We start from the raw sequence: 26,134 nt of genomic DNA, 5'->3' as shown, positions 1-26,134 counted from the left end.
CTCTACCAATTCGTCACCGACCCGTCGTTGCGCTTCAGATGCGGCGCTTCCCAGAACTTGAAGCTCTGCTGCTTGACCAGCTCCTCATTCACCTCGACGCCGAGGCCGGGCGCGTCCGTGACCGGATAATGCGCGTTCTCGATCCGCGGCTGCACCGGGAAGAGATCGGCATTGTCGAAGCCGAGTTGCTCGGCCGCCGAGGTCCGGGTCTCGAGCCAGGAGAAGTTCGGCACCGCCGCGGCGAAATGCACCGTCGCCGCGGTGCAGATCGGCCCGAGCGGGTTGTGCGGCATCATGTCGACGTAATGCGCCTCGCTCCACCCGGCGACCTTCATCGCCTCGGTCAGCCCGCCGACATTGCAGACGTCGACCCGGTTGAACTGGTGGATGTTGCGCTCGATGTACGGCAAGAACTGCCATTTGGAGGCGAATTCCTCGCCGATCGCGAAGGGTATGTCGACCATCCGCCGCAGCGCCTCATAGGCCTCCGGCGTCTCGTCGCGGATCGGCTCCTCCAGGAAATCGAGCGTGCCGGAGGGCATCTTCTGGCAGAAGCTCGCCGCCTCCGCCACCGACAGCCGGTGATGCAGGTCGATGCCGAGCACGACATCGTCGCCCAGCGCCTCGCGGGCCCTGACGCACCATTTCGCCGTCGTGGCGATGTGCTCGCGCGGCTCGTAGACCGTGCTACCGCCGTGGCCGGAGGGCGACAGGCGCATCGCGGTCCAGCCGGCCGCGATCAGCGCCCTCGCCTGCTCGATCATCGCCTCGCCCGGCGGGGCCGAGGTGGTGGCGAAGGTCGGGATCCTGTCGCGCTGCTTGCCACCCAGCAGCTGGTAGACCGGCACGCCGAGCGCCTTGCCGAGGATGTCGTAGAGCGCGATGTCGATCGCCGAGATCGCCGCCTGCAGCACGCGGCCACCCTCGAAATACTGGCTGCGATACATCTCCTGCCACAGCGCGCCGATCCGGAACGGATCTCGGCCGATCAGGAACTCGCGGTAGTGGTCGATGGCGCCGACCACCGCCTTCTCGCGGCCGGAGAGGCCGCTTTCGCCCCATCCGGACAGGCCTTCATCGGTCTCGATCTTGACGATCAACTGGTTGCGCGTTCCGACCCAGACCGGGTAGGCGCGAATGGCGGAGATCTTCATGTCGGTCACCAGTGCCAGAGCGTGCCGTCCTCCAGCCGGTTCACCGGCAGGTAGGAGCGCTGATAGGGGTGTTTCGCCGCGAGCGCCTCGTCGATGTCGACGCCATGGCCCGGCGCCTCGCCGGGATGGAGATAACCGCCCTCCTGCTGCCAGGAATGCGGGAAGACCTCATGCATCAGCGGGGTGTAGCCGGAGAATTCCTGGATGCCGAAATTCGGCACCCAGAGGTCGATATGCACGTTGGCGCCCATCGCCACCGGCGAGACATCCATCGGCCCGTGGCACGCGGTGCGGATATGGTAGACCGAGGCGAAATCGAAGATCCGCCGCAGCCCGGTCACGCCGCCGGCATGGACCGAGGTGACGCGGATATAGTCGATCAGCTGTTCCTCCATCAGCAGCCGCGCATCCCAGATCGTATTGAAGACCTCGCCCAGCGCGATCGGCGTCGTGGTGTGCTGGCGGATCAGGCGATAGCCCTCCTGCAGCTCGGCAGGCACCGGGTCCTCCAGCCAGAACAGCCGGAACGGCTCCAGGTCCTTGCCCAGCCGCGCCGCCTCGATCGGCGTCAGGCGGTGATGCGTGTCGTGCAGCAGGTGCAGATCGTCGCCATAGACGTCCCGCAGCCGTGCGAACAGCTTCGGGATGTGGCCCATGTATTTCGCGGTCGACCACACCTCCTCATGCGGCAGCGCCTCGGCCAGGCCGGTGCCCTGCTTCGATCCCATGCCGGTGCCGTAGATCGCGGGCAGGCCTGGGATGCCGACCTGGGCACGGATCGCGACATGGCCTTCGTCGCGCTTCTTGCCGACGGCGTCGACGGTCTCCTCGATGCTCATGCCCTGGGCATGCGAATAGATCATCACCTTCTGCCGCGAAGCGCCGCCGAGCAGCTGGTACAGCGGCATGTTGGCCGCCTTGGCCTTGATGTCCCACAACGCCATGTCGACGGCCGAGATCGCCGCCATGGTGATCGGCCCGCGCCGCCAATAGGCGCCGCGGTAGAGATACTGCCAGATGTCCTCGATCTGCGCCGGGTCGCGCCCGATCAGCAGCGGCGCGACATGGTCCTGCAGATAGCTGACCACCGCGAGCTCGCGCCCGTTCACCGTGCCGTCGCCAATGCCGTACAGGCCTTCGTCGGTGACGATCTTGAGGGTGACGAAGTTCCGCCCCGGCGAGCAGACGATGACCTTGACGTCCTTGATCTTCATGGAAGCCCCTCAGTCGGGATCGTGGCGCCAGCCGAGCAGCCGCTCGGCCTTGGCCGTCGAGAAGAAGCTGCGGTTGCCGCCGAGGTCGCCGCGGATCGGCACGTCCGGGAAGAAGCGGGCGGCCAGCTCCAGGCTCGGCACATCCATCACCGTGTCCGGCGCGGTGATGTAGAACACCTCATGGCCCGTGAACGGCGCGTCGAGCGCCAGCAGGCAGGCCCGCGCCGCCGCCTCGTAAAGCGTGTAGGCCCAGAGATGCTTCGACGCCTCCCTGGTCACGAAGCCGTAGACGGCTCCGGCCTGGGCGCGCTCATCCACCACCAGATGGAAGCGCATGCTGGCGATGCGGAGGTCGCTGTAGCGGCGGGCGAAGGTGTCGGCCTGCTGCTCGCAGATCCATTTCGACAGCGAATACGGCTCCTCGGTGTAGTTCGGATGCGCCTCGTCGATCGGCAGGTAGTCGAAATGCGCCTCTCGGCTGAAGGACAGGCCGATCGCGTTGACGCTCGACGCCTGCACGATCCGGGTGATGCCGACCTCGACCGCGGCGCGCAGGGCGTTGTAGCTGCCGGTGACGTTGTTGTTGTGGACGATGTGGTCGGGGTGGTGGCCCGGCGACGGGATGGCCGCCATGTGGATCAGGGCGTCGCAGCCGCGGAAGGCGTCGACCAGCGCGTCGTAGTCGCCGATATCGGCCTGGACGAAGCGAATGTTCTCCTGCGCCTCCGGCGGCGCGGCGCGGTCGATGCTGACCACACGGTGGCCGCGGCGCAGCGCCGCCGCGGCGATGGCGCGGCCGATCCGGCCGCTGCCGCCGGTCAGCGCGATGGTCCGGATGGTCTCTGCGGTGTCCATCGTCCCCTCCCCGCTCACGCGCCGTAGACGGACTGATGCAGCCCGCGGATGTAGCCGATGGCGTAGAGCCGCCCGAAGGCGGAGTAGCCGGCCTGCTCGTTGCTGTCGCCCTCCACCGTCGGCACATGGTCGGGGCGCAGCACGCCGTCGAAGCCGATGTCGCGATAGGCGCGCATGCAGGCCAGCATGTCGGTCTTGCCGGCGTCGTGCCAGGTCTCCCGGAACGCTTCCGGCGTGCCCTGCACGTCGCGGAAATGGACGAAGGAGATCGCCTTGCCGAAGGAGCGGATGGCGCCGGGCAGGTCGTCGGTCATCAGCGTGAAGTTGCCCTGGCACAGCGTGATCGTGTTCATCGGGCTCGGCACGCTGTCGACCAGGCGCCGGTAGTTGTCGATGCTGCGCATGATCCGGCCGACGCCGCGGATCGGCGACAGCGGCGGATCATCCGGGTGCATCGAGATCTTCACCCCGGCCTTCTCGGCGACCGGCAGGACCTTCTTCAGGAAATAGTCGAGATTGACCCAGAGCTCGTCCTCGCCGATCGGCGGGTTGCTGGTCAGGTCCGCGGGCACGTCGGCGATGTTGAAGCTGGTGACCACCGAGCCGCCGCGTGAGGGCGTCGCGAGGTTGGTGCGCACCCAGTTGAAATCGGTCATCCACTCGTAGCACCAGACCGGGATGCCGAGCCGGCCCATGTTCTGCAGCAGCGTGCAGACCGTCGCGATCTCCTCGTCGCGCCCCGGCAGGCCGCGCTTCGCCTGGTTCAGCGGCGGGCGGGATTCGATCACCTTCAGGGTGAAGCCGGCGGCCTCGTAGCGCTGCTTCAGGCGCTGCAGCGGCCCGAAATCCCAGGGCGCCTCGCCCTGCAGCAGGTCGTCGGGCGGCAGGCCGCCGACGGCGAGGTCCACCCCGGCCTGCTTCGCCAGCTTCCAGACGGGCGTTGGCGTGGGACTGATGAATTCGGCGATTTCGAGCATGGTCGTGAGGATCCCGGAGAGGCTGGGCAGTGAAAGGTGATGGTCGGCGAAGTCAGGCGGGCAGCAGCTCCGAAAGCCGCTCCTGCGCGACCTGCGGCTGCCGATCGTAGAGGAAGCATGAGGCAGTCTGGCGATCGCCGATCCGGAACAGCGGCGGCTCCGCGCCGCAGGCCTCCATGGCCTTCGGGCAGCGGGGCCGGAAGCGGCATCCGTCGGTGCCGATTGCAGCCTCGCGCGCCTTGATCGGCTGGGCGCCCCAGCGCCGGTCGAGATCGGGCCAGGGAATCGAATCCACCAGCAGTTGCGTGTAGGGGTGCTGCGGGTCCTTGATCACCCGGTCGACATCCCCCGCCTCCATCACTGCACCGCGATACAGCACGATGATCGACTTGGCGATGTGATAGGCGGTGGTGAGGTCGTGGGTCACGTAGATGATCGACACGCCGTGGTCGCGCTGCAGGTTGCGCAGCGTTTCCAGGATCGTGGCGCGCAGCGACGCGTCGACCATCGACACCGGCTCGTCGGCGATCAGCAGCCGCGGCTTCAGCAGCAGGGCGCGGGCGACGTTGATGCGCTGGCGCTGGCCGCCGGACAGCTGGTGCGGGAAGCGCCCGAGGATGTCCTCGGGGCGAAGCCCGACGGCGGTCAGCGCTTCCTCCATCTTGCTGCGGGCCTCCGCCTTCGATGTCGCGAGGCGGAACTTGCGGATCGGCACGGTCAGCAGATGGTCGACGGCGTAGAACGGGTTGAACACGGCGAAGGGATCCTGGAACACCGCCTGGACCTCGCGGCGATAGGCCATCTTCTCCTTGCCGCGCAGGGTCGAGACGTCCTTGCCGCGATAGATGATCCGGCCGGTCGACGGCGCGATGAAGCCGAGCAGCAGCATGGCCAGCGTGGTCTTGCCGCTGCCGCTCTCCCCGGCCACGGTCAGGATGGTCGGCTCGTCCTCCTTCAACGTGAGGGAGATGTCGCGGAGTGCTGTCGTCGTCTGCGCGTTGACCAGCCCGCGGGTATAGGTTTTCGAGACGTGCTCGAGCCGCAGCAGATCGGCCATCTCAAGCCTCCCCGTCATAGAGGTGGCAGGTCACGCCGCGGCCGCCGGCCAGGATGATCTGCTCGGGCCGGGTCGTGCTGCAGACGGCCATGGCCCTGGCGCAGCGCGGGTGGAAGGCGCAGCCGCCGGGAAGCCGCAGCAGCGACGGCGCCAGGCCGGGGATGCCGCGGAAGACGCCCTTGTTCTCGAGGCTCGGCAGGCTTTCGATCAGCGCCTGGGAATAGGGATGCTTCGGGTCCGTGAACATCTCGCGGACCGTGCTGACCTCGACCAGCCGCCCGGCATACATCACCGCGACCTTGTCGACGAACTGCGCCATCAGGCCCATGTCGTGGCCGATCAGGATGACCGCGGCGTTGATCGCCTTCTGGACGTTGTCGATCGTCTCCATCACCTGGCGCTGGGTGACGACGTCGAGCGCGCTGGTCGGCTCGTCGGCGATGATGACGTGGGGGTCGAGCAGGATGCCGATGGCGATGCAGACGCGCTGCTTCATGCCGCCCGACAGCTCATGGGCATACATGCGGTAGACGCCGACATCGAGATCGACCGATTGCAGCGCCCGCTTGCAGCGCGCCTCGATGGCCCCGCGGGATTCGCCCGCCAGATGCGACTTCACCGCATCGACCATCTGGGCGCCGATCCGCATCACCGGGTTGAGCGAGTTCATCGCGCCCTGCGGGATATAGGCGATGCGCGACAGCCGCGCCTGGCGCATTCCCTCGGCGTCCAGCGCCATCAGGTCGGCGCCGCCGATGATCACCGCGCCGCCCTCGATCCGGCCCGGCGGCTTGATCATCCGCATCATGGCCAGCGCTAGCGTGCTCTTGCCCGAGCCGGATTCGCCGACCATGCCGAGCTTCTCGCCGGCATTCAGCGTGAAGGTGACATCGTCGAGCGCCTTGGCGCGGCCGGAATCTGTGTAGTAGGTCACTTCGAGGTTGCGGACCTCGAGGACCGGCTGGATTGCCGCGGCGGGTCGGTTCATGGTCCCTGCCCTTTCCCGGGGCGGCGCGAGCGTCACATCCATCGCCGTCACTCCGACCTGCGCACGCGAGGATTGGCCAGCTCGTCGAGCCCCATATTGATCAGGGCGAGCGAGCCGAGGATCAGGATCATCGCCACCGACGGGATGATCGGCCACCACCACCAGCCGTTGAAGAAGGCGCCCTGCGACTGCGCCGCCCAGATGATGTTGCCCAGGAGCGGCTCACGCAGCGGCCCGAGCCCGAGCACGGCGAGATAGAAGGCTGCGAACACGGCCGAAAACACCTGCGCCACGAAGGCGGCGGCGATGAAGGGCAGCAGGCAGGGCAGGATCTCCTTGAAGATGATGCCGAGGTCGCCGACGCCCGACAGCTTGGCCACGGCGACGAACTGCCGTTCCTTCATCGTCAGCACCTGGGCGCGGATGACCAGAGTCGGCCCCATCCAGGCCAGCAGCACCACGATCAGCGCCATGGTCAGGATGGTGACGTCGCGCTTGTCGAGCGACCCGGCGATCACGACCTGGATCAGCAGCACGGGGATCGGCGTCAGGACTTGGCAGACCGTGCGGATGATCGCATCGATCCAACGGCCGAAATAGGCGGCGATGAAGCCGAGCACGACGCCGATCAGCGTGCCCAGGCCGCCGGCGACGAAGCCGATGAAGGCCGTCTGCCACATGCCCACCACCATGGCCGAGAACAGGTCGCGGCCGAAGAAATCCGTGCCGAAGGGGTATTTCAGGCTCGGCGGCTTCTTCGCCGCCACCGATAGCGGATAGGCGTCCTTCGGGTTGATCGTGAACAACCCGATGACGGTGAAGGCCACGAGGCCGAGCAGGATCAGCACGCCGAGGGCCAGCCCCTTGTTGCGGCGCAGATAGCGCAGCACCAGGACCAGGCTGCCGGGGCGTTCAAACCTGGTTTCGGCGGGCGGCGAGAGCGCGGCGATCGACATGTCTCTCGCTCCTCACGAATGCCGGACGCGGGGATCGAGCAGCGGGTACAGGAACTCGACCACCGTCATCAGCACCGCCACGGCGATGGTGATGAACAGCACGATGCCGTAGATGGTCGGGAAGTCGTTGGCGCGGATGGCGAGGTTGAGCATGCTGCCGATGCCCGGCAGGCCGAACAGCCCCTCGACGATGATGGCCGAGGTGACGACGGTGCCGAGCGCCAGGGCCAGCCCGGTCACCTGCGGCAGCATCGCGTTGCGAAGATAGTAGTCGCGGAAGATCCGGCCGCCGGTCAGGCCCTTGTGCTCGGCGAAGTTCACATAGTCCTCGCCCTGGATGGTGACGCCCATGCCGCGCATCGACAGCACCCAGCCGCCGACCGAGCCGAAGATCAGGGCCAGCGCCGGCAGCACCTGGTGTTGCAGCAGGTCGAAGAAGAACTCGAACGAGAAGGTGGGCACCACCCCGACCGAATAGGCGCCGCCCAGCGGCAGCCAACCCAGCCGGAAGCCGATGAAGAACAGCAGCAGGATGCCCATGATCACCGGCGGCACGCCGGTCAGCAGGATGAAGGGCGTGGCGAAGGCGCGGAGCCAGTGCGGCGCCCGCGGCCAGGCGGCGACGGCGCCGAGCAGGTTGCCGATGACGAAGCTGAGGATCGTGGTGACCAGCAGCAGGCCGATGGTCCAGGGCAGCGACTGCGCCAGCAGCTCGGCCACAGTCGACGGGTAGCGGTACAGCGAATAGCCGAAATCCATCCGCAGGATGTTGCCGAGATAGGTCCAGTACTGGTGGTACAGCGGCTGGTCGAGCCCGAATTGCTGCTGCATCGAGGCGATGATCTTCTCGAGATCCTGAGGCGAGAAGCCGCCGGTGCGCGCCAGCTCGCCGAACCGCTCGCGCAGCGCGTTGCGGCTCGAGATGCGCGGAATGAAGAAGACGATGGTCGAGGCGGCCCAGACGACCAAGACGAGGAACAGAAGGCGCTTGATGACGAGCTTGAGAGTCACTGGGACGATCCTGCTGTCTTGGAGCCGGATGGGTTCGGGTCCGATCGGTCGACCAAAACAAGAACGAGTCCCCCCTCCCCTCGCGGGAGGGGGATAGGGGGAGGGGGCTCTCGCCATTGAGATCGGCCTGAATTCTGGCGATTCAGCTCTGCCCCCGGGACTTGGTCTCTGCGCATTCGCGCGCGGGCGCGCGCAGACCCCTCCCCCTGCCCCCCTCCCGCAAGGGGAGGGGGGACAAGAAAGGAAGGGGCTCCGGCCACTACGGGGCGCCCGTCGGCTGCAGCGCCGCGATCACCARCAGGCCGGTATGGGCCCAGAACGCGCCGTTGGTGCCGCCGGCGACGTTTGTGGCGCTGGGCCAGCCCTTCCAGTAGTGGTTGTTGTACGGGATCCGGTGCAGCCACTGGATCACCGGCACGTCGATCACGTCGCGCCAGTAGATGCCGAGGGCCTTGGCCGCGCCCTCCTGGAACTTCGGATCGCTGGAGTCGAGCGGCGAGATCTCGTCGAGGATCTTGTCGAACTCCGGGTTCTTGTAGCGCGAGAAGCGGTTGTTGCCGGCCGCCGAGCCGATCGTGTTGCTGTACTTGCCGTGGAAGAGGTTCATGGCCTCGAACGGATCGTACAGGCTGGCGCCGTGGCCGAAGAGATAGAGGCCGGGCTTGCCGTCGACCATGTTCTGGAAGGCATCGGTGCCGAAGTTCACATTGGCGTCGAAGCCCGCCTGGCGCAGCATCTCCGCCAGCACCGGCGCAATGTCACCATGGATGGTCTCGAAGGCCTGGATGGTGGCGTCGAAGGTCTTGCCGTCCTTCTCCCACAGGCCGTCGCCGTTCTTGGCGAAGCCGGCCTCGGTCATCAGCTTCTCGCTCTCCGCGACGTCGAACTTGCCGGGCTCGTACTTCGCCTGCTCGGCCTTCACGGCCTCGGATTCGGCAAATTTCTGCAGGTTCGGATACAGCGGGAACGGATAGATCGTCGCGATCTTGGCACCGTCGTAGAGCACCTCGTTGATGCGGTCGCGGTCGATCGCCAGGCTGATCGCCTTGCGCACCCGCACGTCGTTGTAGGGTTCGAGCTGGGTGTTCATCCACAGCGAGTTCGGCCACCAGTCGAGATAGCCATAGGGCGATTCCGTGCCGGTCCAGGACTGGATGTCCTTGTTCTGCTCGACGATGTTGCCGATCACCTGGGCGCGCATGTCGACCGAGGAATCGAACTCGTTGTTCACCAGGCGCTGGGCCACCGTGTCGATCGGCTGGTTCAGCACGTTGACGATGACGACGCGCTTCACCGCCGGCTCGGCCATCCGCCCCGCCTTCACCGCCCACCAGTCGGGACGCAGGTCGAGGATCTTCTGGTTGGCGTTCCAGGCGACGACGTCGTACGGGCCGGAATGCGGGATGGCGTCGAGGCCGACGGCGGCCGTCGGGTTCGGCTGGGCCGATTCCCATTCCGCCGGCACGATCGGCAGGCCGGTGTCGAACTTCTCCGTCAGCACCTCGAACTTGAAGCGCGGCGCCGGCTGCTTGAACTTGACCTCGACGGTCAGGTCGTCCTTGGCGCTGACGCTGTCGACGAACTGCACGAAATGCGCGTGATAGGGCAGCGTCTCATATTTCATCTGCCCTTCGAAGGTGTAGACCACGTCCTTGGACGTGACCGGCTTGCCATCGCTCCACTTGGCGTCCTTGTTGAGCTTGATCTCGAGCGACTTGAAGTCCGGCGTGTATTCCATGCTGTCGGCCAGCCAAGGCACGAATTCGCCCTTGAAGATGGCGAAGTACATCAGCGGCTCGAACAGCAGGTTGTTGCCTTCCTGATGGGTATAGCCCGGCAGCACCCAGGGATTGGTGGTGCCGATCGAGGTGCCGCCGGCGACACCCCAGCCGAGAATGAGCGTCTGGTTGCGCGGCACGGTCGGCAGCGCCCCCTTGGGCGTGATTTCCTGCGCGGCCGGCAGGCCGGCGCTCTGCGCGAAGGCCGCGGCCGGCGCGATCACCGCCGCCGCGGCGAGCACGATGCCGGCGAGGCGTTTCAGACTGACCATAAGACAGATCTCCTCCCTGTGATTGTCGAATGGTGCAAATGTCGCGCTTTGCACCTCTTGGGCGCCGTTCCGGTGCGACGATGCGCTTCCCCCTACCCTCACAAAGTCAAAAGACATCACCGCCCGATCGATAATCATCGATCGAGTATAGACATGCTCCCCTCCGGAAACTCTATGTCCTGTGACTTCCTGCTTTCTTCCTCCTGCAGCGATATTGCTCGCCTCCAAGCAATTCGCATCTTCTATATTTTCTCGGCAGCCTAGGTCAGTTTCTCCACCGGCTCAACCGCCAATACGGCGCGCCGCACGCATCTGCTCGATGATGTGGCGACCGGATCCTTCGACATGGCGGGCGATCACGGCCGCCGCCGCATCCGCGTCCTGGGCCTTGATCGCGTCCAGCACATCCTGATGGTCCCGCATCACCGTCGCCTGGCGGCCGAGCGAGATCGGCAGCCGCCGGCTGATCGCGCGCAGGATCTCGCGGTGCTTCCACCACAGATCGACCGCGTGCCTGTTGTAGTGGCGCTCATACATCGTGTGGTGGAACTGGGTGTCGAGCAGCCCGTGCCGCACCGGGTCGGAATAGTTGAGCCGCAGCATCTCGGTGTGCAGCGCCTCCAGCGCGGCGATGTCGGCCTCGGTGGCGATGCCGACGAACCAGCGCGTCAGCGCCGGCTCGATCAGCACCTCGATCTCATAGATGTCGCGGATGAAATCCTGGTCGATCGGCCGCACCCGCGCCCCGCGATTGGCAGCCATCACGACGAAGCCCTCGCCCCGGAGCTGCTGCAGCGCCTCACGCACCGGATTGGTCGAGGTGCCGTGCCGTTCGGCGAGATCGGCGACGATCAGCCGGGCATTGGCCGGGATGCGGCCCGATATGATGTCCTCGCGGATGGCCTCATAGACCGAGGCCTCACGGTCCGCCGGCTGGAAGGCCGGCAGGTCCAGGCTCGAAACGATGCTCGTGGACTGCGCCTCTGCGCTGCCTCCCAACGCCGCCTCCCTGTCCAGCCTTTAGGCTTGACACGCGATCTTTTAAATTTCGTGTACGATCTTTGTCGGAGTTGACATGAAATGTCGAGCCCGAACAGGCAAGGCTCTCCTGCCCCGCACTCGCCGTTGCGATCCGGACAGCCGTCCGGCCTCAACTGCCGGTCGACATGTATCTCGACACGCCGTGCCGCCAGGCCAGGAACGAGAGGGCCAGGAAGACGAACCCCGCCGCCGGCGTGGTCGGCAGCAGCCAGTCGGGCGCCCCGAGCGGATCGGGCCGTCCCAGGATGGCGAGGACCGGGTAGTACGCCACGCAGGCCAGCGGCACGACGAAGGTGAGGAAGCCGCGGAACCAGCGGGCGTAGAGGCCGATCGGGAACTGGCCGGCATAGGCGCCGCCATAGGTCAGAGCATTGACGGCCTCGAGGCTTTCGATGGTCCAGAAGGCCATCGCCGCCTGGAAGACGAAGAGGGCGACGAAGAAGGCGGTGCCGCCGGCCACCGTCCACAGGGCCAGGGCGACGGCCTGCGGGGTCCAGGCGAAGTGCAGGGATGCGGTGGCGACCGCCAGGATGACGGCCGCCTGCAGGAACCGGCCGAACCGGCTGATGCGGAAGTCGTGGCCGACCAGTTGCAGGGTTGCCGAGCGCGGCCTGAGCAGCAGGCGGTCAAAGTCGCCGGTGCGCACGAATTCGGTGCCGAACACGTCGAAGCCGCGGGTGATGAAGTCGGCGATGGCGAAGCTGATGTTGATCAAGGCGTAAAAGAACATCACCTCGCCGAGGCTCCAGCCCTTCACCGCGCCGAATCGGTCGAACAGCGCCCAGATCGAGACCATCTCGATCGCGGTCGCGGCCAGTTGCCCGATGGTCAGCATCAGCGCCGAGGCCGGGTACTGCATCTGGCTGCGGATCGACGCGGCGAAATAGCGGCCGAGCAGGGTGAGGCCGTTCATCCCCTACCCTCCCTGGATTTCGAGGGGGCGCATGACGCGGCCCAGCCACAGCCGGCCCGCAAGGATCAAGGCGAAGGTCCAGAACGCCTGCAACCCGATCCCCGCCCACGCCGTGAGGCCCGTCAGCGCGCCGGCGTAGATCCGGTTGGGGATGTCGAGGACACCCGCCAGGGGCTGCACGAACAGCGCGGCGGCGATCGCGTCGGGATAGAGCGGCAGGGGCAGCAAGGAGCCAGAGAAGACGACGACCACCGGCACGGCCAGGGTGTTGACGCCCCGGGCGTTGAGCGTCGCCACGACGACGATGTTGATCAGCATGACCACGGCGCAGGACAGCGCCGCTGCCAGGGTCAGCGAAAGAATGAACAGCAGGGCGGCAGAGGGGCTCGGCGGCGGCTGCCAGGCCCATTCGGCCTGGCCGATCAAAGGCAGGACGATTCCCGCGGCGAGGATCATGAGAGCCACCCTCGGTACGACGCGGGCCGTCATCCAGCCGGCCGTGCGGGCGTACCACAGGGCGTAGGCGTCGACCGGGCGCAGCCGGTCGTAGCCGATCGCGCCGGTGCGCACTGCCGCGGCGATGTCGGGATCCGCCATCCAGGGCAGCAGGGCCAGCAGGCCCTGGGCCAGCCAGGTATAGGTCACGGCCTGGGACAGGCTGAGCGATGCCGGGGACGCGGCCTCCGGCGCGCCCAGGTAGAACGCCGCCAGCACCATGACGCGCACCGCGCCGAACCAGCATTGCGTGACGAAGCCGGCCAGGGCCGCCGCCCGGTACTGCATCATCAGCAGGAAGCGCGAGGCGAAGGCGGCGCTGTAGGGGCGGAGGGCTTCCACGGGTCAGGCCTCGCCGGCGCCGTGCAGGTCGTAGAACCGCGCGATCACCTCCTCGATCGCCGGCTGCTCGACATGGATGTCCTCGACCGCATGCTCGGCCGTGATCGCCGCGATCAGGGCCGGGGCGCCCGTCACCCGGGGGTCGAAGGCAAGCTCGACCGACCGGCCGTTGCGGACCCGGACCTCGGCGCCGGGCAGCACGAGATCGGGCGCGTCTCCGGCGAAATCCACGAACAGCCGGCGCTCGGCGAGCACAGTGGCGCGCAGGGCTTCGAACGGGCTGTCGGCCAGGACCCGGCCGTGGCCGATGACGATCACCCGCTCCGCCAGCGCCTCGATGTCGTGCATGTCGTGGGTGGTGAGCAGGACGGTGACGCCGCGCTCCCGGTTCAGCCGCTTGACGAAGTCCCGCACCGCCAGCTTCGAGGGCGCGTCGAGGCCGATGGTCGGCTCGTCGAGAAACAGGATCGACGGCTCGTGCAGCAGGGCCGCAGCGAGCTCCGCCCGCATGCGCTGGCCGAGCGAGAGCTGCCGCACCGGCTGGTCGAGCAGGCGCTCCAGCCGCAGCATCCCGACCAGCTCATCGCGGGTCGCCCGGTAGCGCTGCGGATCGACCCGGTAGATGTCGCGCAGCAGGTCGAAGCCGTCGGCCACCGGCAGGTCCCACCACAGCTGCGTCCGCTGGCCGAACACGACACCGATCCGGCCGACATGCCGGATGCGGTCGCGGTACGGCACCAGGCCGTCGACCTCGACCCGGCCGGAATCGGGCCGCAGGATCCCCGACAGGATCTTGATGGTGGTCGACTTGCCCGCGCCGTTGGGGCCGATGAAGCCCAGCAGCTCGCCACGCTCCAGGGTGAAGCTGACATCCTTCAACGCCTCGACCGTGCGCCAGCGCCGGCGCAGCAGTCCGCGCATGGCGCCCAGCACCCCGGGGTCACGCTCGGCCACGCGATAGGACTTCGCCAGGCCCTGAACCAGGATCTGGGCCACGGCGGCCCCCGGACTATCGAAGGAAAGGGCCGACACTATGGTGCCGCTTCGGCCAGGTCAACGATCGCGCCCGGCGCGCCTCCCGACCGCTGCGGCCGATCGCGTGTTGAACAATGGCCCGTCCCGAAATATGCTTTTGCAAATAATTTGCGCCGGAGAGTCGCCGGCGGAGGAACGCCATGGCCGAGCGCTCATTTGCCCGGGAGGTCGAGGATCTGAAGCTCGGGGAGGGCGAAACCTTCAAGGGCGAAGGCATCCTCGCGATCACCAAGGCCTTGCTGCAGTCCGGCGTCGCCTATGTCGGCGGCTATCAGGGCTCGCCGATCTCCCACCTCATGGACGTGCTGTCCGACGCCCGGGACGTGATGGAGGAGCTAGGCGTTCATTTCGAGACCTCGGCCTCCGAGGCGGCGGCGGCGGCGATGCTGTCGGCGTCGGTGATGTATCCGCTGCGCGGCGCCGTGACCTGGAAGTCCACCGCCGGCACCAATGTCGCCGCCGACGCGCTGTCGAACCTGGCGTCCGGCGGGGTCACCGGCGGCACCCTGATCATCATCGGCGAGGATTACGGCGAGGGCTCCTCGATCATGCAGGAGCGCAGCCACGCCTTTGCGATGAAGTCGCAGATCTGGCTGCTGGACCCGCGCCCGAACCTGCCGTCGATCGTACAGGCGGTGGAGACCGGCTTCGAGCTCTCCGAAGGCACCAACACGCCAGTCATGCTGCAGGTCCGCATCCGCACCTGCCATGTCCATGGCCAGTTCACCGCCAAGGACAACCGGCGCCCGGCCTTTACCCTGCGGCAGGCGATGGAGAATCCGATCCGCGACACCAGCCGGATCGTGCTGCCGCCCGCCTCCTTCCTGCATGAGAAGGAGAAGATCGAGCAGCGCTGGCCCGCCGCGGTCGAGTTCATCAAGGGCCGCAGGCTGAACGAGACCTTCGGTCCGGCGGAGGGCGATGTCGGCATCGTCGTGCTGGGTGGTCTCTACAACTCGCTGATCCGTTCGCTGCAGCTGCTCGGCCTGGCCGACATCTACGGGCGCTCGCTCGTCCCGATCCATGTCCTCAACGTCGCCTATCCGCTGATCGACGACGAGCTCGCGGCTTTTTGCTCATCGAAGCACGCGGTGCTGATGGTCGAGGAGGGATCGCCCGACTATATCGAACAGTCGCTCAACGCCATCCTGAAGCGCCGCGACATCCAGACCCGGGTCGCCGGCAAGGATGTGCTGCCGATGGGCGGCGAATACACCGCGCCGGTGCTGATGAAGGGGCTGTCGGCCTTCCTCGAGGCGCATGCGCCGGCGCTGCTCGGCAACCGGCCGCCGCCCCCGGACGCCTCGGCGGTGCTGGCCGACCAGCGTGTCAAGACGCTGGCCGCGGTGGTGCCGCCGCGACCGGCCGGCTTCTGCACCGGCTGCCCCGAACGGCCGATCTTCGCGGCGCTCAAGCTGACCGAGAAGGAGCTCGGGCAGCACCACGTCTCGGCGGATATCGGCTGCCACCTGTTCTCGATCCTGCCGCCCTTCAACATTGGCGCGACGACGATGGGCTACGGCCTCGGCCCGGCCTCGGCCTCGGCCTTCAACGTCAAGGCGGACAAGCGCGCGATCTCGGTGATGGGCGATGGCGGCTTCTGGCACAACGGCCTCACCTCCTCGATCGGCAACGCCGTGTTCAACAAGCATGACGGCGTCATCCTGATCGTCGACAACTACTATTCCGCGGCGACCGGGGGCCAGGACATCCCGTCCTCCCGCGCCGACAACCCGCGGCGCCAGACCAACAACGCGATCACCGACGCAGTCCGCGGCATCGGCGCCAAATGGGTGCGCCAGATCGACCGGACCTACGACGTGGCCCGCCTGCGCGACACCTTCCGCGAGGCGCTGACCACGCCCGAGCCCGGGCCGAAGATCATCGTCGCCTCCTCCGAATGCATGCTGAACAAGCAGCGCCGGATCAAGCCGCTGCTGGCCAAGGCGGTGAAGGACGGGCGGCGCGTGGTGCGGCAGCGCTTCGGCGTCGACGAGGATGTCTGCACCGGCGACCACGCCTGCATCCGGCTGTCCGGCTGCCCGTCGCTGTCGATCAAGCACACCGACGATCCGCTGAAGGACGACCCGGTCGCCGCCATCGACCAGTCCTGCGTCGGCTGCGGCAATTGCGGCGAGGTCTCCGAGGCCGCGATCCTGTGCCCGTCCTTCTACCGGGCCGACATCATCCAGAACCCGACCCGGGCCGACCGCCTGCTGGCGCGGCTGCGCGGAGCGGTGATCGGCTGGCTGCAGCGCCGCCGCGAGAGCCGCCGCATTGTCTTCGCCGAATGAACGCCGTGGCCGACACGCTGCCGGATCGTTCGTTGCTGTCCCAGGACCGGCCGCTGGCCGTCGCCATCCTGGCCATGGGCGGCCAGGGCGGCGGGGTCCTGGCCGACTGGATCGTCGCGCTGGCCGAGGCCAATGGCTGGGCCGCCCAGTCGACCTCGGTGCCGGGCGTGGCCCAGCGCACCGGCGCGACCATCTACTATATCGAGATGATCGCCGCGAAGCCGGGCGCCACGCCGGTCTTCGCCCTGATGCCGACACCGGGCGACGTCGACGTGGTGCTGGCCGCCGAGCTGATGGAGGCCGGGCGCGCGGTGCTGCGCGGCCTGGTCACGCCCGACCGCACCACGCTGATCGCGTCGACGCACCGTGCCTTCGCCGTGGTCGAGAAGGAGAAGCCGGGCGACGGCACCGGCGACCCCGTGGCCGTGGTCGACGCCACCGACTTCGCCGCCCGGCGCACCATCGCCTTCGACATGGAGGCCCTGGCGGGCCGCAACGGCAGCATGATCTCCGCCGCGATGTTCGGCGCCCTGGCCGGGGCCAAGGCCTTGCCATTCCCCCGGGAAGCGTTCGAGGCGACGATCCGCGCCGGCGGCCGGGGCGTGGACGCCAGCGTCGCCGCCTTCCGCACCGCCTGCGACCGGGCCGCGGCTCCAAACATCGAGACCGTCACCCGCGCGCCGGAAAAACGCTTCGACGCGTTGCCGACGGCAGCCGGGCATCCCGCGCTCGACCGCCTCGTCGCGCGGATTGCCGGGGAATTTCCCGCCGCCGCCCACCCGATGCTGTTCGCCGGCGTGAAGCGGCTGACCGACTATCAGGACCCGGCCTATGCGGATGAGTACCTGACGCTCCTGGCCCGGCTGCACATCGAGGACCTGACCCGGGGCGGCGCCGAGAAGGGCTTGGCCTTCACCGTCGCGGCGGCGAAATATGTGGCGGTCGCAATGGCCTATGACGACGTGATCCGCGTCGCCGACCTGAAGGTCCGCTCGCGCCGGTTCGAGCGCGTGCGCCGCGAGGTCGGCGCCGGGCCGGACCAGATCGTCTATGCAACGGAATACATGCATCCGCGCATGGAAGAGGTCTGCGGCACACTGCCGAGATCGCTCGGCGCCTGGATCGAGGTACGGCCGGCGCTGTTCGCGCGGCTCGACCGGCTGGTCAGCCGCGGCCGGCGCGTGCGCACCGGGACGATCTTCTGGTTCCTCGGGCTGCAGGCCGTGTCGGCGCTGCGACGGGTCCGCCGCGGCACGCTGCGCCATGGGCGCGAGACCGCGCATCGCGACGCCTGGCTAGCCACTGCGCTCGACACGCTGCGGGTGAATTACGACCTCGCGGTCGAGGTCCTGGAATGCCGGCGGCTGGTCAAGGGCTACTCGGACACCCATGCCCGCGGCGAGTCGAAGTTCCAGCGGGTGCTGTCCGGCCTGCCCCTGCTGGTCGGCCGCGACGACGGCGCCGCTTGGCTGCGCCGGCTGCGCCAGGCCGCCCTGGTCGACGAGGACGGCACCGCCCTCGACGGCGCGCTGAAAACCATCGCGACGCTGTAACCGTTCAGATGTCGTGCTTGCGGATGTTGCGCAGAATCTTGTGCAGGGTGGCGACGAAGGCGACGTATTCGTCGCCGTCGACGCCCTCGAACATCTGCGTCAGCAGCCCGTACATGGTCGGCCACACCGCGTCGAAGACGGCCCGGCCCTCCTCGGTGATGGCGATGTCGCGGACCCGCATGTCCTCGGCGCGCGGCTGCCGGCGGATGAAGCCCTGCTCCTCCAGCGCATCGAGCGTGCGGCTCATGGTCGACTGCTCGGTCACCGCATAGACCGACAGCTCGTTGATCGTCAGCGTCGACGAGATGCCGAGGATGGCGAGCGCGCGCATCTTGGTGGTGGTCATGTCGTGCGCCTTCAGCGCGTCGGACATGTTGGCGTTCCACCGCGCCATCACCCGGTTCATCAGATAGGGCGCGAACTGGTTGAGGCCGATCTCGCCCAGGGTCGGGCGCGTCTCGCCCTGCTCCAGCCGGCGCAGCACCGTTCCGGCAAATCTGTCGGTCATCGCGCTCCCACCTGCTTCCAGTCTTGCGAGGCCCGGCCCCTACCCTGCCCGGGGCACCAGCGCAAGCGCGCGCACCGGCGACCCGGTGCCGCCGACGAATTTCAGCGGCGCCGCGATCAGGATCGCCCCCTTCGGCGGCAGCTGGTCGAGATGGCACAGGCTGGCCAGGCCGTAGCGGTTGGCCTTGTGCAGCAGGTTGTGGGCGGGGAACGGGGGTGTCATGCCGCCGGCCGAGCCGGCATCGGTGCCGACCGTCTCGGAGCCCCAGCCGACGATGCCCTTCGACAGCAGGTATTCGATCGCCTCCGCCGTCGGGCCCGGCGAATGCGGGCCGTTCTGGTCGGCATTCAGGAAGGTCTCCGACGACCCGTTGCGCTTGTACCAGTCGGTGCGCAGCACGACCCAGGACCCGGCCTCGATCGCACCGTGCTTGGCCTCCCACGCCTTGATGCTGTCGACCGTCAGCAGATAGTCGGGGTCGGCCTCGGTCTCCTTGGAGCGGTCGATGACGTTGACCGGCGCGACGAAGCTCTTCGGCGGGATGCGGTCGGTGGTGCCGTCGGGATGGTCCCGGCCGGTGATCCAATGCACCGGGGCATCGAAATGGGTGCCCGTATGCTCGCCGAGCTCGAGCCAGTTCCAGGCCCAGAACGGGCCGTTCTCGTCGTAGTGCGAGATCTGGTGGACCTTCACCGCCGGCGTGGCCTTGCCGATCTCGGGCGGCAGCTGGATCACCGGCGTCTCCGGCCCGAGCGGCGCGGTGAGGTCGACCACTCTGATCGAGCCGTCGAGCAATGAAGACGCCAGGCCGGCGAGACTATCGGTTGACATCATACCCTCCCGTTTTCGGATGGACTCGCCCCTCTTGCCGGGAGCGGGTCCATCCGCGAACTTTAGGTCAGAATATCTGCAATCACAACTATCTAGGCTCAGTGTTCCAGCACACCGCCAGGGAGAAACATGGAATTGCATGGGAGAAGCTTCAGGCCTAAAACAATCCGGTTGATCCGGGGCATCCTCCATGATCCCATAGCGCCACCAACGAGGCGGCCTCTCAGCCTGCCCGCCCAGCGAGCGGACGGCACTGAGCCGATACAGCGCCAGCCTCTTCAGCGATGAAAAGCCAAAAACGCCCGCGAGGCGGGCAAGCAGAGGAGGCACGGATGATGAAATTCTTCGGGACGCTGAGCATTCTGGTCGCAGCCGGTCTGGCAGCCGCATCGCCGGCTCTGGCCGAGACCATTACGGTCGGGGCTTACCCGGCCAATCCGCCCTGGGAGTACAAGACCGACAGCGGCGCCTTCGAGGGCTTCGAGGTCGACGTCGCCAAGGAGGTGGCCAAGCGCATCGGCGTCGATATCGAGTTCCAGGACCTCGGCTTCCAGGCGCTGTTCGCCGCCACCAGCTCCAGCCGCATCGACTTCGCCATCTCCTCGATCTCGGTCACCAATGAACGCCTGCAGAACCAGGCTTTCACCCAGCCCTACTACGACAGCGACGGCACCATCGTCGGCAAGGCGGATTCGCCGATCCATTCGCTGGATGATCTCAAGGGCAAGACCATCGGCGTGATCTCCGGATCGACCGGCGAGGCTTATGCCAAGGCGAATGGCGACAAGCTCGGCTTCGCCGAGGTCAAGAGCTACAACGCCCAGCAGGACCTGCTGCTCGAGGTGCAGAACGGCCGTATCGACGGCGGCGCCGGCGAACTGGCCGGATTCCAATACGCGATCAAGCAGATGCCGGCGCTGAAAATCCTGGTCCGCATCCCGACCGGCGAGCGCTTCGCCATGATGACCCGCAAGAACCACCCGCTGCTGGCGAAGGCGAATGACGCGATCAGTGCGATGAAGACCGACGGCACCCTGGCCGCGATCCACAAGACCTGGTTCGGGGTCGATCCGGAGCCGGGCACCAGCACGGTGACGCCGGGGCCGATCCCGCAGGCCCAGTAACGGCCGAAACCGGGCCGGGCGGCACGCCCGGCCCTCCCGCTGCGCCATCCGGTCCGGACCATGGAACTGATCGACACCTTCTTCAACGGGCCGGTGCTGCTGCGCTCGGTGCCGATCCTGCTGCGCGGCCTGGGCAACACCATCCTCTTGGGCTGCACCAGCATCGTCCTCGGCACGCTGGCCGGGCTGCTGGTGTGCCTGGCCCGGCTCTACGCGCCCCGGCCGCTGCGGCTGCTGGCGATCGGCTATATCGACGTGTTCCGGGCGCTGCCGATCCTGGTGCTGCTGATCCTGATCTACTACGCCCTGCCCTTTGTCGGCATCCGGCTGTCCTCCTTCGTCTCCGCCACTCTCGCCCTGTCGATGGTGCTGGCGGCCTTCACCGCCGAAGTCTGCCGCGCCGGCATCGAGAGCATCCCGCGCGGGCAGTTCGAAGCCTCCGCTGCACTCGGCCTGCCGTTCTGGCTGACGATGCGCAAGGTCATCCTGCCGCAGGCGATCCGCGTCATCATCCCGCCGCTGACCAGCAACTGCGTGTCGGTGTTCAAGGACACGGCCCTGGCCTCGGTCGTCGCCATGCCGGACCTGCTGAAGCAGGCCACCGACGCCCAGGCCCAGATGGCCAACCCGACGCCGCTGATCGGCGCCGCGATCATCTATCTCACCTTCCTCTGGCCGCTGGTCCGGCTGATCGGCCATCTCGAAATGCGCGCCAAGCGGCGCGCCGGCCGGTCCTGACCGCGTCTCATCAATGGAGATTATCGTGACCCAGATGCCAGCAGAGGCCTTCCCGATCGACGCGGTTCGCGCCCAGTTCCCGGCCCTGCAGACGGAGAAGGCCGGCGACTTCATCTTCCTCGACAATGCCGGCGGCGCGCAGATCCCGCAGAGCGTGCTGGACGCCGTCACCCGCCACCTGGTCGACCACAACGTCCAGCGCGGCGGCCGCTACGACAAGAGCCGGGCCGTCGACCGCGCGGTGGCCGAGGCGCGGGAGAGCGTCGGGCTGCTGGTCAACGCGTATCAGCCGGCCGAGATCTGCTTCGGCATGAACGCCACGTCGTTCATCCGGCTGGTCAGCCTCGGCATCGGCCAGATGCTGGGCGAGCGCGACGAGATCGTGGTCACCGACATGGACCATGACGCCAACATCGCCACCTGGCTGGCGCTGGAGAGCGCCGGGGCGAAGTTCGCCTGGTGGCGGATGCGCGAGGACGGCACCCTGCATGTCGAGGATCTGGTGCCGCTGCTGTCGTCGCGCACGCGGCTGGTGGCCTGCACCGCCACCGCCCATTCGATCGGCACCATCGTCGACATCGCCGCGGTGTCGCGGGCGGCGCAGGCCGTCGGGGCCGAGGTCTTCGTCGATTGCGTCCACTACGGCCCACACGGGCTGATCGACGTCCAGGCCTGGGGCTGCGACTACCTGGTCTGCTCCGGCTACAAGAACTTCTCGCCGCATATGGGCTTCCTGTGGGGCCGCTTCGAAACGCTGAAGCGGCTGCCGACCTTCCGCGAGGACTTCATCCCCGACGAGCCGCCCTACAAGGTCGAGGCCGGCACCTTCGTCTATGAGAACGTCGCCGGCATGGACGCCTCGGTGCGCTATCTCGAAGCCCTCGGCCGCGGCTTCACCTGGCCGTCGAACGGGTCCCGGCGCGACGACATCGTGGCGGCCATGGCCGCGATCCGGGCCTATGAGGCCGAACTCTCGCGCGAGATGCTGCGCCAGTTGAAGGCCTGCGGCGCCACGATCTATGGCATCGCCGACGAGGCCCAGGTGGGCGGGCGCGTGCCGACGATCTGCTTCAACATCCCCGGCCGCTCGCCCCAGGCGATCGCCGACGCGATGTCGGATGCCGGCATCGGCATCCGCGACGGCCACATGTATGCGCCACGGCTGATGCACCGGCTGGGCCTGCCGATGGCGACGGGCGCGCTGCGCGCCTCGATGGTCCATTACAACACGCTGGGGGAGGTGCGGCGCTTCGGCGAAGAGCTGGCCGCGTATTTGCGCCGGGCCGGGTGATCCCGGCATTTCCGCTTCGGATGGCTTGCCAGATCGGAAACATTAAACCTAAATGATTGCGTAATAACGTCAGGGCCCGCTTTCGTCAGGCGCGAGCGGTCAAGATCCGTGCGAAATAATCGGCAAGCTCGGCATGGGCGTCGAGCGGCAGCACCTGCCCCACATATTGGTCCGGACGAACCACCACCATGCAGCCCTGCTCGCGATCGATGCCGCGCATCCGATAGATGTCGCCTGCCTTCGGATCGGCGCAGAAGGCTTTCTCGTAATCGCGCAGGCCGAACTGTCCCTTGCAGGGCCATAACAGCTCCGGCAGCGCATCCATCGACAGCGACTGATGCGGTTGCTGGAAGATGGCGCGAATGTCGAAGACCGCATCGTTGTCCACGCCGGCGGGCGTGTGACGGCGCACGGGCGAGACCGGATCATGCGCGAGGAAATCGCAGAGCCCGACCAGCGGCGAGCCCGGCGCCGATCCGTCCGTCCCGGCGAACAGGTAGATCCGCCAGCGGCCGTCAGCCTCCGCCACATGTCCCAGCTGCATGGGCTTGGCATCCGCCAGCCGGACGACCGGCGCCGAATGGAACCGCATGCCGACCACGAACCCCTCGGCCAAACGCTGATGCGTTCCCGTCCCGGTCAGGGCGGAGGGCTCATAATGCGTTGCAGTGCCCGCCGTGAGGCGCCCCTGTCTGATGAAATACCGCTGGAATTCAGCCGGATCGACACCGTCCTCGTCGTCTTCGGTCTTCGGCTTGGCACTGAACATCTCGGCAAACTGGCGGTCGAAATCGATCAGTTCCTTGGCGATCCTCTGCCGTTCCGCCGAATAGCTGTGCAGCAATGCGGGCATCGCCAGGCCTTGCAACACGGCGGCCAGCTTCCACCCCAGATTGAACGCGTCCTGCATGGAGACGTTCATGCCCTGCCCTGCCTTCGGGCTATGGGTGTGACAGGCGTCGCCGGCGATGAAGACCCGTGGCAGGCGCGTTTCTTCCTGCCCGGCCGGGACGTCGTCGAACTTGTCGCAGAGCCGCTGCCCGATCTCATAGACCGACCACCAGGCCACCTGCTTCACGTCCAGCACATAGGGATCGAGGATGCGCTGCGCCGCCGCGATCAAATGGTCCTGACTGATATGCTTCGCCGCGACCCGTTCATCCTCGTCCAGCTTGTCGAGTTCGATATAGAGCCGCACGAGATAGCCGCCCTCGCGCGGGATAATCAGGATGTTGCCGTCGTTCGGCGATTGAATCACGCTCTTCAGCCGGATGTCGGGGAAGTCGCTATAGGCCAGAACGTCCATCACGCCCCAGGCCTGATTGGCCGATTCCCCGTGCAATTCGCGCCCCATCGCCTTGCGGACGCCGCTTCGGGCGCCGTCGCAGCCGACGACATAGCGCGCCCGGACGGTTTCGATCCCGTCTTCGCCCGTCGCGTCGACCGGTTGCAGGCGAACGGTCAGCGGCTCCGCGGGGTCATCGGGAATTGTGAGGCCGACCAGGCGCAGGCCGTAATCGGGAACGAGGCGGCTCGGCGCATGGCGCATCCGCTCCAGATAGAAGTCATGCACCCGGGCCTGGTTCAGGATCACATGGGGAAATTCGGAAAGCCCCTCCTCGGTATCGGGGATGCGTCCGTGGCGAACGATCTGCCGTGTCTCGCCCCCGCCGGGCTTCCAGAAGGTGGTTTCATTGACCCAATAGGCTTCTTTCATCACCCGGTCGGCAAAGCCGAAGGCGCTGAACATCTCCATCGTGCGGCAGGCAACCCCGTCGGCCTGTCCCAGTGAAAGCGGCCCAGTCTTCTGCTCGACGATGCGGGTGCGGATCGACGGGAAATGCGCCAACTGCGCGGCCAGGGTCAGCCCTGCGGGACCACAGCCGATGATCATCACATCGACGACATCCGCTTGCGGGTCGTTCGGGGCGGCTTCCAAAACCATGGGATCCCCGGAGCGGAAGCCGTTCAGGTGAAACTGCATGCTGGCGTCCTCTTCAGCGCCACCGACCTCTCAGGCATCGCATACGGCTCGGAGGAGATTCTACGGAGTATGCGTCCTATCCCGAAGTGTCCGTTGATGACGCAGTATGGAGGATGCCGGATACTTTACGCGATAGCGGACAGGCGATCCTGACTCCCGGCAGCGCCAATGGCGAAAATGACGGTTATTGCGCGCCGGCCGGAAGGCAGCGGATACCACCCGCCGTGGGAGGTGCCGTGTTGAGGCGGATCAACGCTGCTGGGCCATCAGGCGGGCGGCGGAGTCGACCGCTGTCGCTCAGTTGCCTCGGTCAACTTGGCTGCGGCTTCCGGGCTCTCCGCGGAACTCAGCCTCCGAGATAGGCCTCCATCGAATCGTCGAGCGCCTCCAGCCACGGCGTGTGGTGCGCCGGCGACATGGTGCCGGTCATCAGCGACCGATAGGCGTTGTTGCGGAAGCCCATGATGTTTTCCGCCTTGTGGTGCTCCCACTCCATGAAGGTCTTGTTCGTGCCCTCGATGTCGAAGGGCGGATAATCCGTCTCGGCCAGCAGTTCCTTCACATAGTCGCCCTGGAACCAGATCATCTGCTCGGCGCCGTCGAGGGTCTCCTCCCGCGCGCGCCACTTGGCGAAATTCGCCTTCAACTCCTCTTCCGCCGGTAGCTCGATGCGGCCCATCATGACGTCGCGGGCCCACCAAGCCTGCACGTCGAACATGTTGAACGTATAGAACTGGTCCTGCATGCCGATATAGAACAGCCGCGGATTGCGGTCATAGACCACGCCCTTGTACAGGCTGTCGCTCCACAGCCGGTTGGCGGTCTTCAGCCGCAGATCATCCGGCAGGAACGGGAAATGATGCTGGTAGCCGGTGCAGAGGATCAGCGCATCGACCTCCTTGCTGGAGCCGTCGAGGAAATGCGCGGTGCGGTTCTCGAGCCTGACCAGCAGCGGTCGCTCCTCGAAATTCTGCGGCCATTTGAAGCCCATCGGCTTCGAGCGATAGCTGGTGGTCACCGACTTGGCACCGTATTTCCAGCACTGGGAGCCGATGTCCTCGGCCGAGTAGCTGCGGCCGACGATCAGGATGTCCTTGCCCTTGAACTCGAGCGCGTCGCGGAAATCATGGGCGTGCAGCACCCGCCCGTTGAAGGTCTTCACGCCTTCGAACTGGGGGACGTTCGGGGTCGAGAAATGGCCGCTGGCGACGACGACATAGTCGAATTCCTCGTCATACATGCGGTCTTCGATGCGGTTGTGGGCCGTCACCGTGAACATCTTCGTGTCGGCGTCGAACCGGACCATGCGCACCGGCGTGCTGAAGCGCACCCAGGGGCGGACATTCGCCTTCTCGACCCGGCCCTTGATGTAGTCCCACAGCACGGCCCGCGGCGGATAGGACGCGATCGGCTTGCCGAAATGCTCCTCGAAGGAATAGTCGGCGAACTCCAGGCATTCCTTCGGGCCGTTCGACCAGAGATAGCGGTACATGCTGCCATGGACCGGCTCGCCGTACTCATCCAGGCCGGTGCGCCAGGTGTAGTTCCACAGACCGCCCCAATCGGCCTGCTTCTCGAAGCAGACGATCTCCGGGATCTCGGCGCCCTTCTGAGCCGCCGACTGGAAGGCCCGCAGCTGGGCAAGGCCGGATGGGCCGGCGCCGATAACGGCCACTCTGGTCATGGATCATTCCCCTGTTGCAGGCATGCTGTTCTTGGTGTC

Annotated in this window: 22 protein-coding genes; 5 read left to right on the top strand and 17 right to left on the bottom strand. The window is 66.9% G+C overall.

From position 1 onward, the window contains the following. Nucleotides 1-2: 2 nt before the first annotated feature. The 13 genes from AB4Z01_RS11315 to AB4Z01_RS11255 form a co-directional block, all read right to left on the bottom strand. On the bottom strand, nt 3-1,154 hold the full coding sequence (locus tag AB4Z01_RS11315; protein WP_441693487.1) for a mandelate racemase/muconate lactonizing enzyme family protein: 1,152 nt from the start codon (nt 1,152-1,154) through the stop codon (nt 3-5). A 5-nt stretch (nt 1,155-1,159) separates the two neighbouring features. Further along, nucleotides 1,160-2,368, bottom strand: a complete 1,209-nt coding sequence (manD, locus tag AB4Z01_RS11310) for a D-mannonate dehydratase ManD (protein ID WP_441693486.1) — start codon at nt 2,366-2,368, stop codon at nt 1,160-1,162. Between the two features lie 9 nt (nt 2,369-2,377). Beyond that, the gene (locus AB4Z01_RS11305) at nt 2,378-3,223 is read right to left on the bottom strand and encodes an NAD-dependent epimerase/dehydratase family protein (RefSeq protein WP_441693485.1); all 846 of its coding nucleotides are present in this window, start codon (nt 3,221-3,223) and stop codon (nt 2,378-2,380) included. A gap of 14 nt (nt 3,224-3,237) precedes the next feature. Next, complete coding sequence (locus AB4Z01_RS11300) at nt 3,238-4,200, bottom strand: mannonate dehydratase (protein ID WP_441693483.1); 963 nt, start codon at nt 4,198-4,200, stop codon at nt 3,238-3,240. A gap of 52 nt (nt 4,201-4,252) precedes the next feature. Further along, nucleotides 4,253-5,257, bottom strand: a complete 1,005-nt coding sequence (locus AB4Z01_RS11295; RefSeq protein WP_441693481.1) for an ABC transporter ATP-binding protein — start codon at nt 5,255-5,257, stop codon at nt 4,253-4,255. Between the two features lies 1 nt (nt 5,258). Continuing rightward, nucleotides 5,259-6,245, bottom strand: coding sequence for an ABC transporter ATP-binding protein (locus AB4Z01_RS11290; protein WP_441693479.1), 987 nt, complete (start codon nt 6,243-6,245; stop codon nt 5,259-5,261). Between the two features lie 47 nt (nt 6,246-6,292). After that, entirely contained in the window at nt 6,293-7,201 is a 909-nt protein-coding gene (locus AB4Z01_RS11285) for an ABC transporter permease (RefSeq protein ID WP_441693478.1), read from the bottom strand. Between the two features lie 12 nt (nt 7,202-7,213). Continuing rightward, complete coding sequence (locus tag AB4Z01_RS11280) at nt 7,214-8,212, bottom strand: ABC transporter permease (RefSeq protein ID WP_441693476.1); 999 nt, start codon at nt 8,210-8,212, stop codon at nt 7,214-7,216. A 259-nt stretch (nt 8,213-8,471) separates the two neighbouring features. After that, nucleotides 8,472-10,262 carry an ABC transporter substrate-binding protein gene (locus AB4Z01_RS11275; RefSeq protein WP_441693474.1) on the bottom strand — a complete coding sequence of 597 codons (1,791 nt, stop codon included), beginning with the start codon at nt 10,260-10,262 and terminating at the stop codon, nt 8,472-8,474. Nucleotides 10,263-10,544: 282 nt separating this feature from the next. Further along, nucleotides 10,545-11,261: a GntR family transcriptional regulator gene (locus tag AB4Z01_RS11270; protein WP_441693472.1), complete on the bottom strand. Its 717-nt coding sequence runs from the start codon at nt 11,259-11,261 to the stop codon at nt 10,545-10,547. A gap of 151 nt (nt 11,262-11,412) precedes the next feature. After that, a complete protein-coding gene (locus AB4Z01_RS11265) occupies nt 11,413-12,216 on the bottom strand; it encodes an ABC transporter permease (protein WP_441693470.1) in 804 nt (267 codons plus the stop codon). Nucleotides 12,217-12,219: 3 nt separating this feature from the next. After that, entirely contained in the window at nt 12,220-13,053 is an 834-nt protein-coding gene (locus AB4Z01_RS11260; protein ID WP_441693469.1) for an ABC transporter permease, read from the bottom strand. 3 nt (nt 13,054-13,056) lie between these two features. Continuing rightward, nucleotides 13,057-14,049: an ABC transporter ATP-binding protein gene (locus AB4Z01_RS11255; RefSeq protein WP_441693467.1), complete on the bottom strand. Its 993-nt coding sequence runs from the start codon at nt 14,047-14,049 to the stop codon at nt 13,057-13,059. A gap of 179 nt (nt 14,050-14,228) precedes the next feature. Here AB4Z01_RS11255 and AB4Z01_RS11250 point away from each other — a divergent pair, with 179 nt between their 5' ends. Next, complete coding sequence (locus tag AB4Z01_RS11250) at nt 14,229-16,382, top strand: thiamine pyrophosphate-dependent enzyme (protein WP_441693465.1); 2,154 nt, start codon at nt 14,229-14,231, stop codon at nt 16,380-16,382. Nucleotides 16,383-16,387: 5 nt separating this feature from the next. Next, nucleotides 16,388-17,935: an indolepyruvate oxidoreductase subunit beta family protein gene (locus AB4Z01_RS11245; protein WP_441693463.1), complete on the top strand. Its 1,548-nt coding sequence runs from the start codon at nt 16,388-16,390 to the stop codon at nt 17,933-17,935. Between the two features lie 4 nt (nt 17,936-17,939). On the opposite strand, the gene AB4Z01_RS11240 is transcribed toward AB4Z01_RS11245, so the two are convergent. Beyond that, nucleotides 17,940-18,443 carry a MarR family winged helix-turn-helix transcriptional regulator gene (locus AB4Z01_RS11240; RefSeq protein WP_441693461.1) on the bottom strand — a complete coding sequence of 168 codons (504 nt, stop codon included), beginning with the start codon at nt 18,441-18,443 and terminating at the stop codon, nt 17,940-17,942. A 39-nt stretch (nt 18,444-18,482) separates the two neighbouring features. After that, nucleotides 18,483-19,274, bottom strand: a complete 792-nt coding sequence (locus AB4Z01_RS11235; RefSeq protein WP_441693459.1) for a cyclase family protein — start codon at nt 19,272-19,274, stop codon at nt 18,483-18,485. 332 nt (nt 19,275-19,606) lie between these two features. Between AB4Z01_RS11235 and AB4Z01_RS11230 the strand changes: the two genes are divergently transcribed. From AB4Z01_RS11230 to AB4Z01_RS11220, 3 genes are read left to right on the top strand one after another with little or no spacing between them, the layout of a single operon-like run. Further along, the gene (locus tag AB4Z01_RS11230) at nt 19,607-20,398 is read left to right on the top strand and encodes an ABC transporter substrate-binding protein (protein ID WP_441693457.1); all 792 of its coding nucleotides are present in this window, start codon (nt 19,607-19,609) and stop codon (nt 20,396-20,398) included. Nucleotides 20,399-20,458: 60 nt separating this feature from the next. Beyond that, nucleotides 20,459-21,136, top strand: coding sequence for an amino acid ABC transporter permease (locus AB4Z01_RS11225; RefSeq protein WP_441693455.1), 678 nt, complete (start codon nt 20,459-20,461; stop codon nt 21,134-21,136). 34 nt (nt 21,137-21,170) lie between these two features. Then, complete coding sequence (locus tag AB4Z01_RS11220) at nt 21,171-22,427, top strand: cysteine desulfurase-like protein (RefSeq protein ID WP_441693552.1); 1,257 nt, start codon at nt 21,171-21,173, stop codon at nt 22,425-22,427. A gap of 85 nt (nt 22,428-22,512) precedes the next feature. On the opposite strand, the gene AB4Z01_RS11215 is transcribed toward AB4Z01_RS11220, so the two are convergent. Then, nucleotides 22,513-24,411 carry an FAD-binding monooxygenase gene (locus tag AB4Z01_RS11215; protein WP_441693453.1) on the bottom strand — a complete coding sequence of 633 codons (1,899 nt, stop codon included), beginning with the start codon at nt 24,409-24,411 and terminating at the stop codon, nt 22,513-22,515. 346 nt (nt 24,412-24,757) lie between these two features. After that, nucleotides 24,758-26,095 carry an NAD(P)-binding domain-containing protein gene (locus AB4Z01_RS11210; protein ID WP_441693451.1) on the bottom strand — a complete coding sequence of 446 codons (1,338 nt, stop codon included), beginning with the start codon at nt 26,093-26,095 and terminating at the stop codon, nt 24,758-24,760. Nucleotides 26,096-26,134 lie beyond the last annotated feature (39 nt).

Source organism: Inquilinus sp. YAF38, assembly GCF_052113205.1.
Classification (GTDB): domain Bacteria; phylum Pseudomonadota; class Alphaproteobacteria; order DSM-16000; family Inquilinaceae; genus Inquilinus.
Note: the sequence above shows the minus strand (reverse complement) of the source record. Positions and strands in the feature narration are given on the sequence as shown.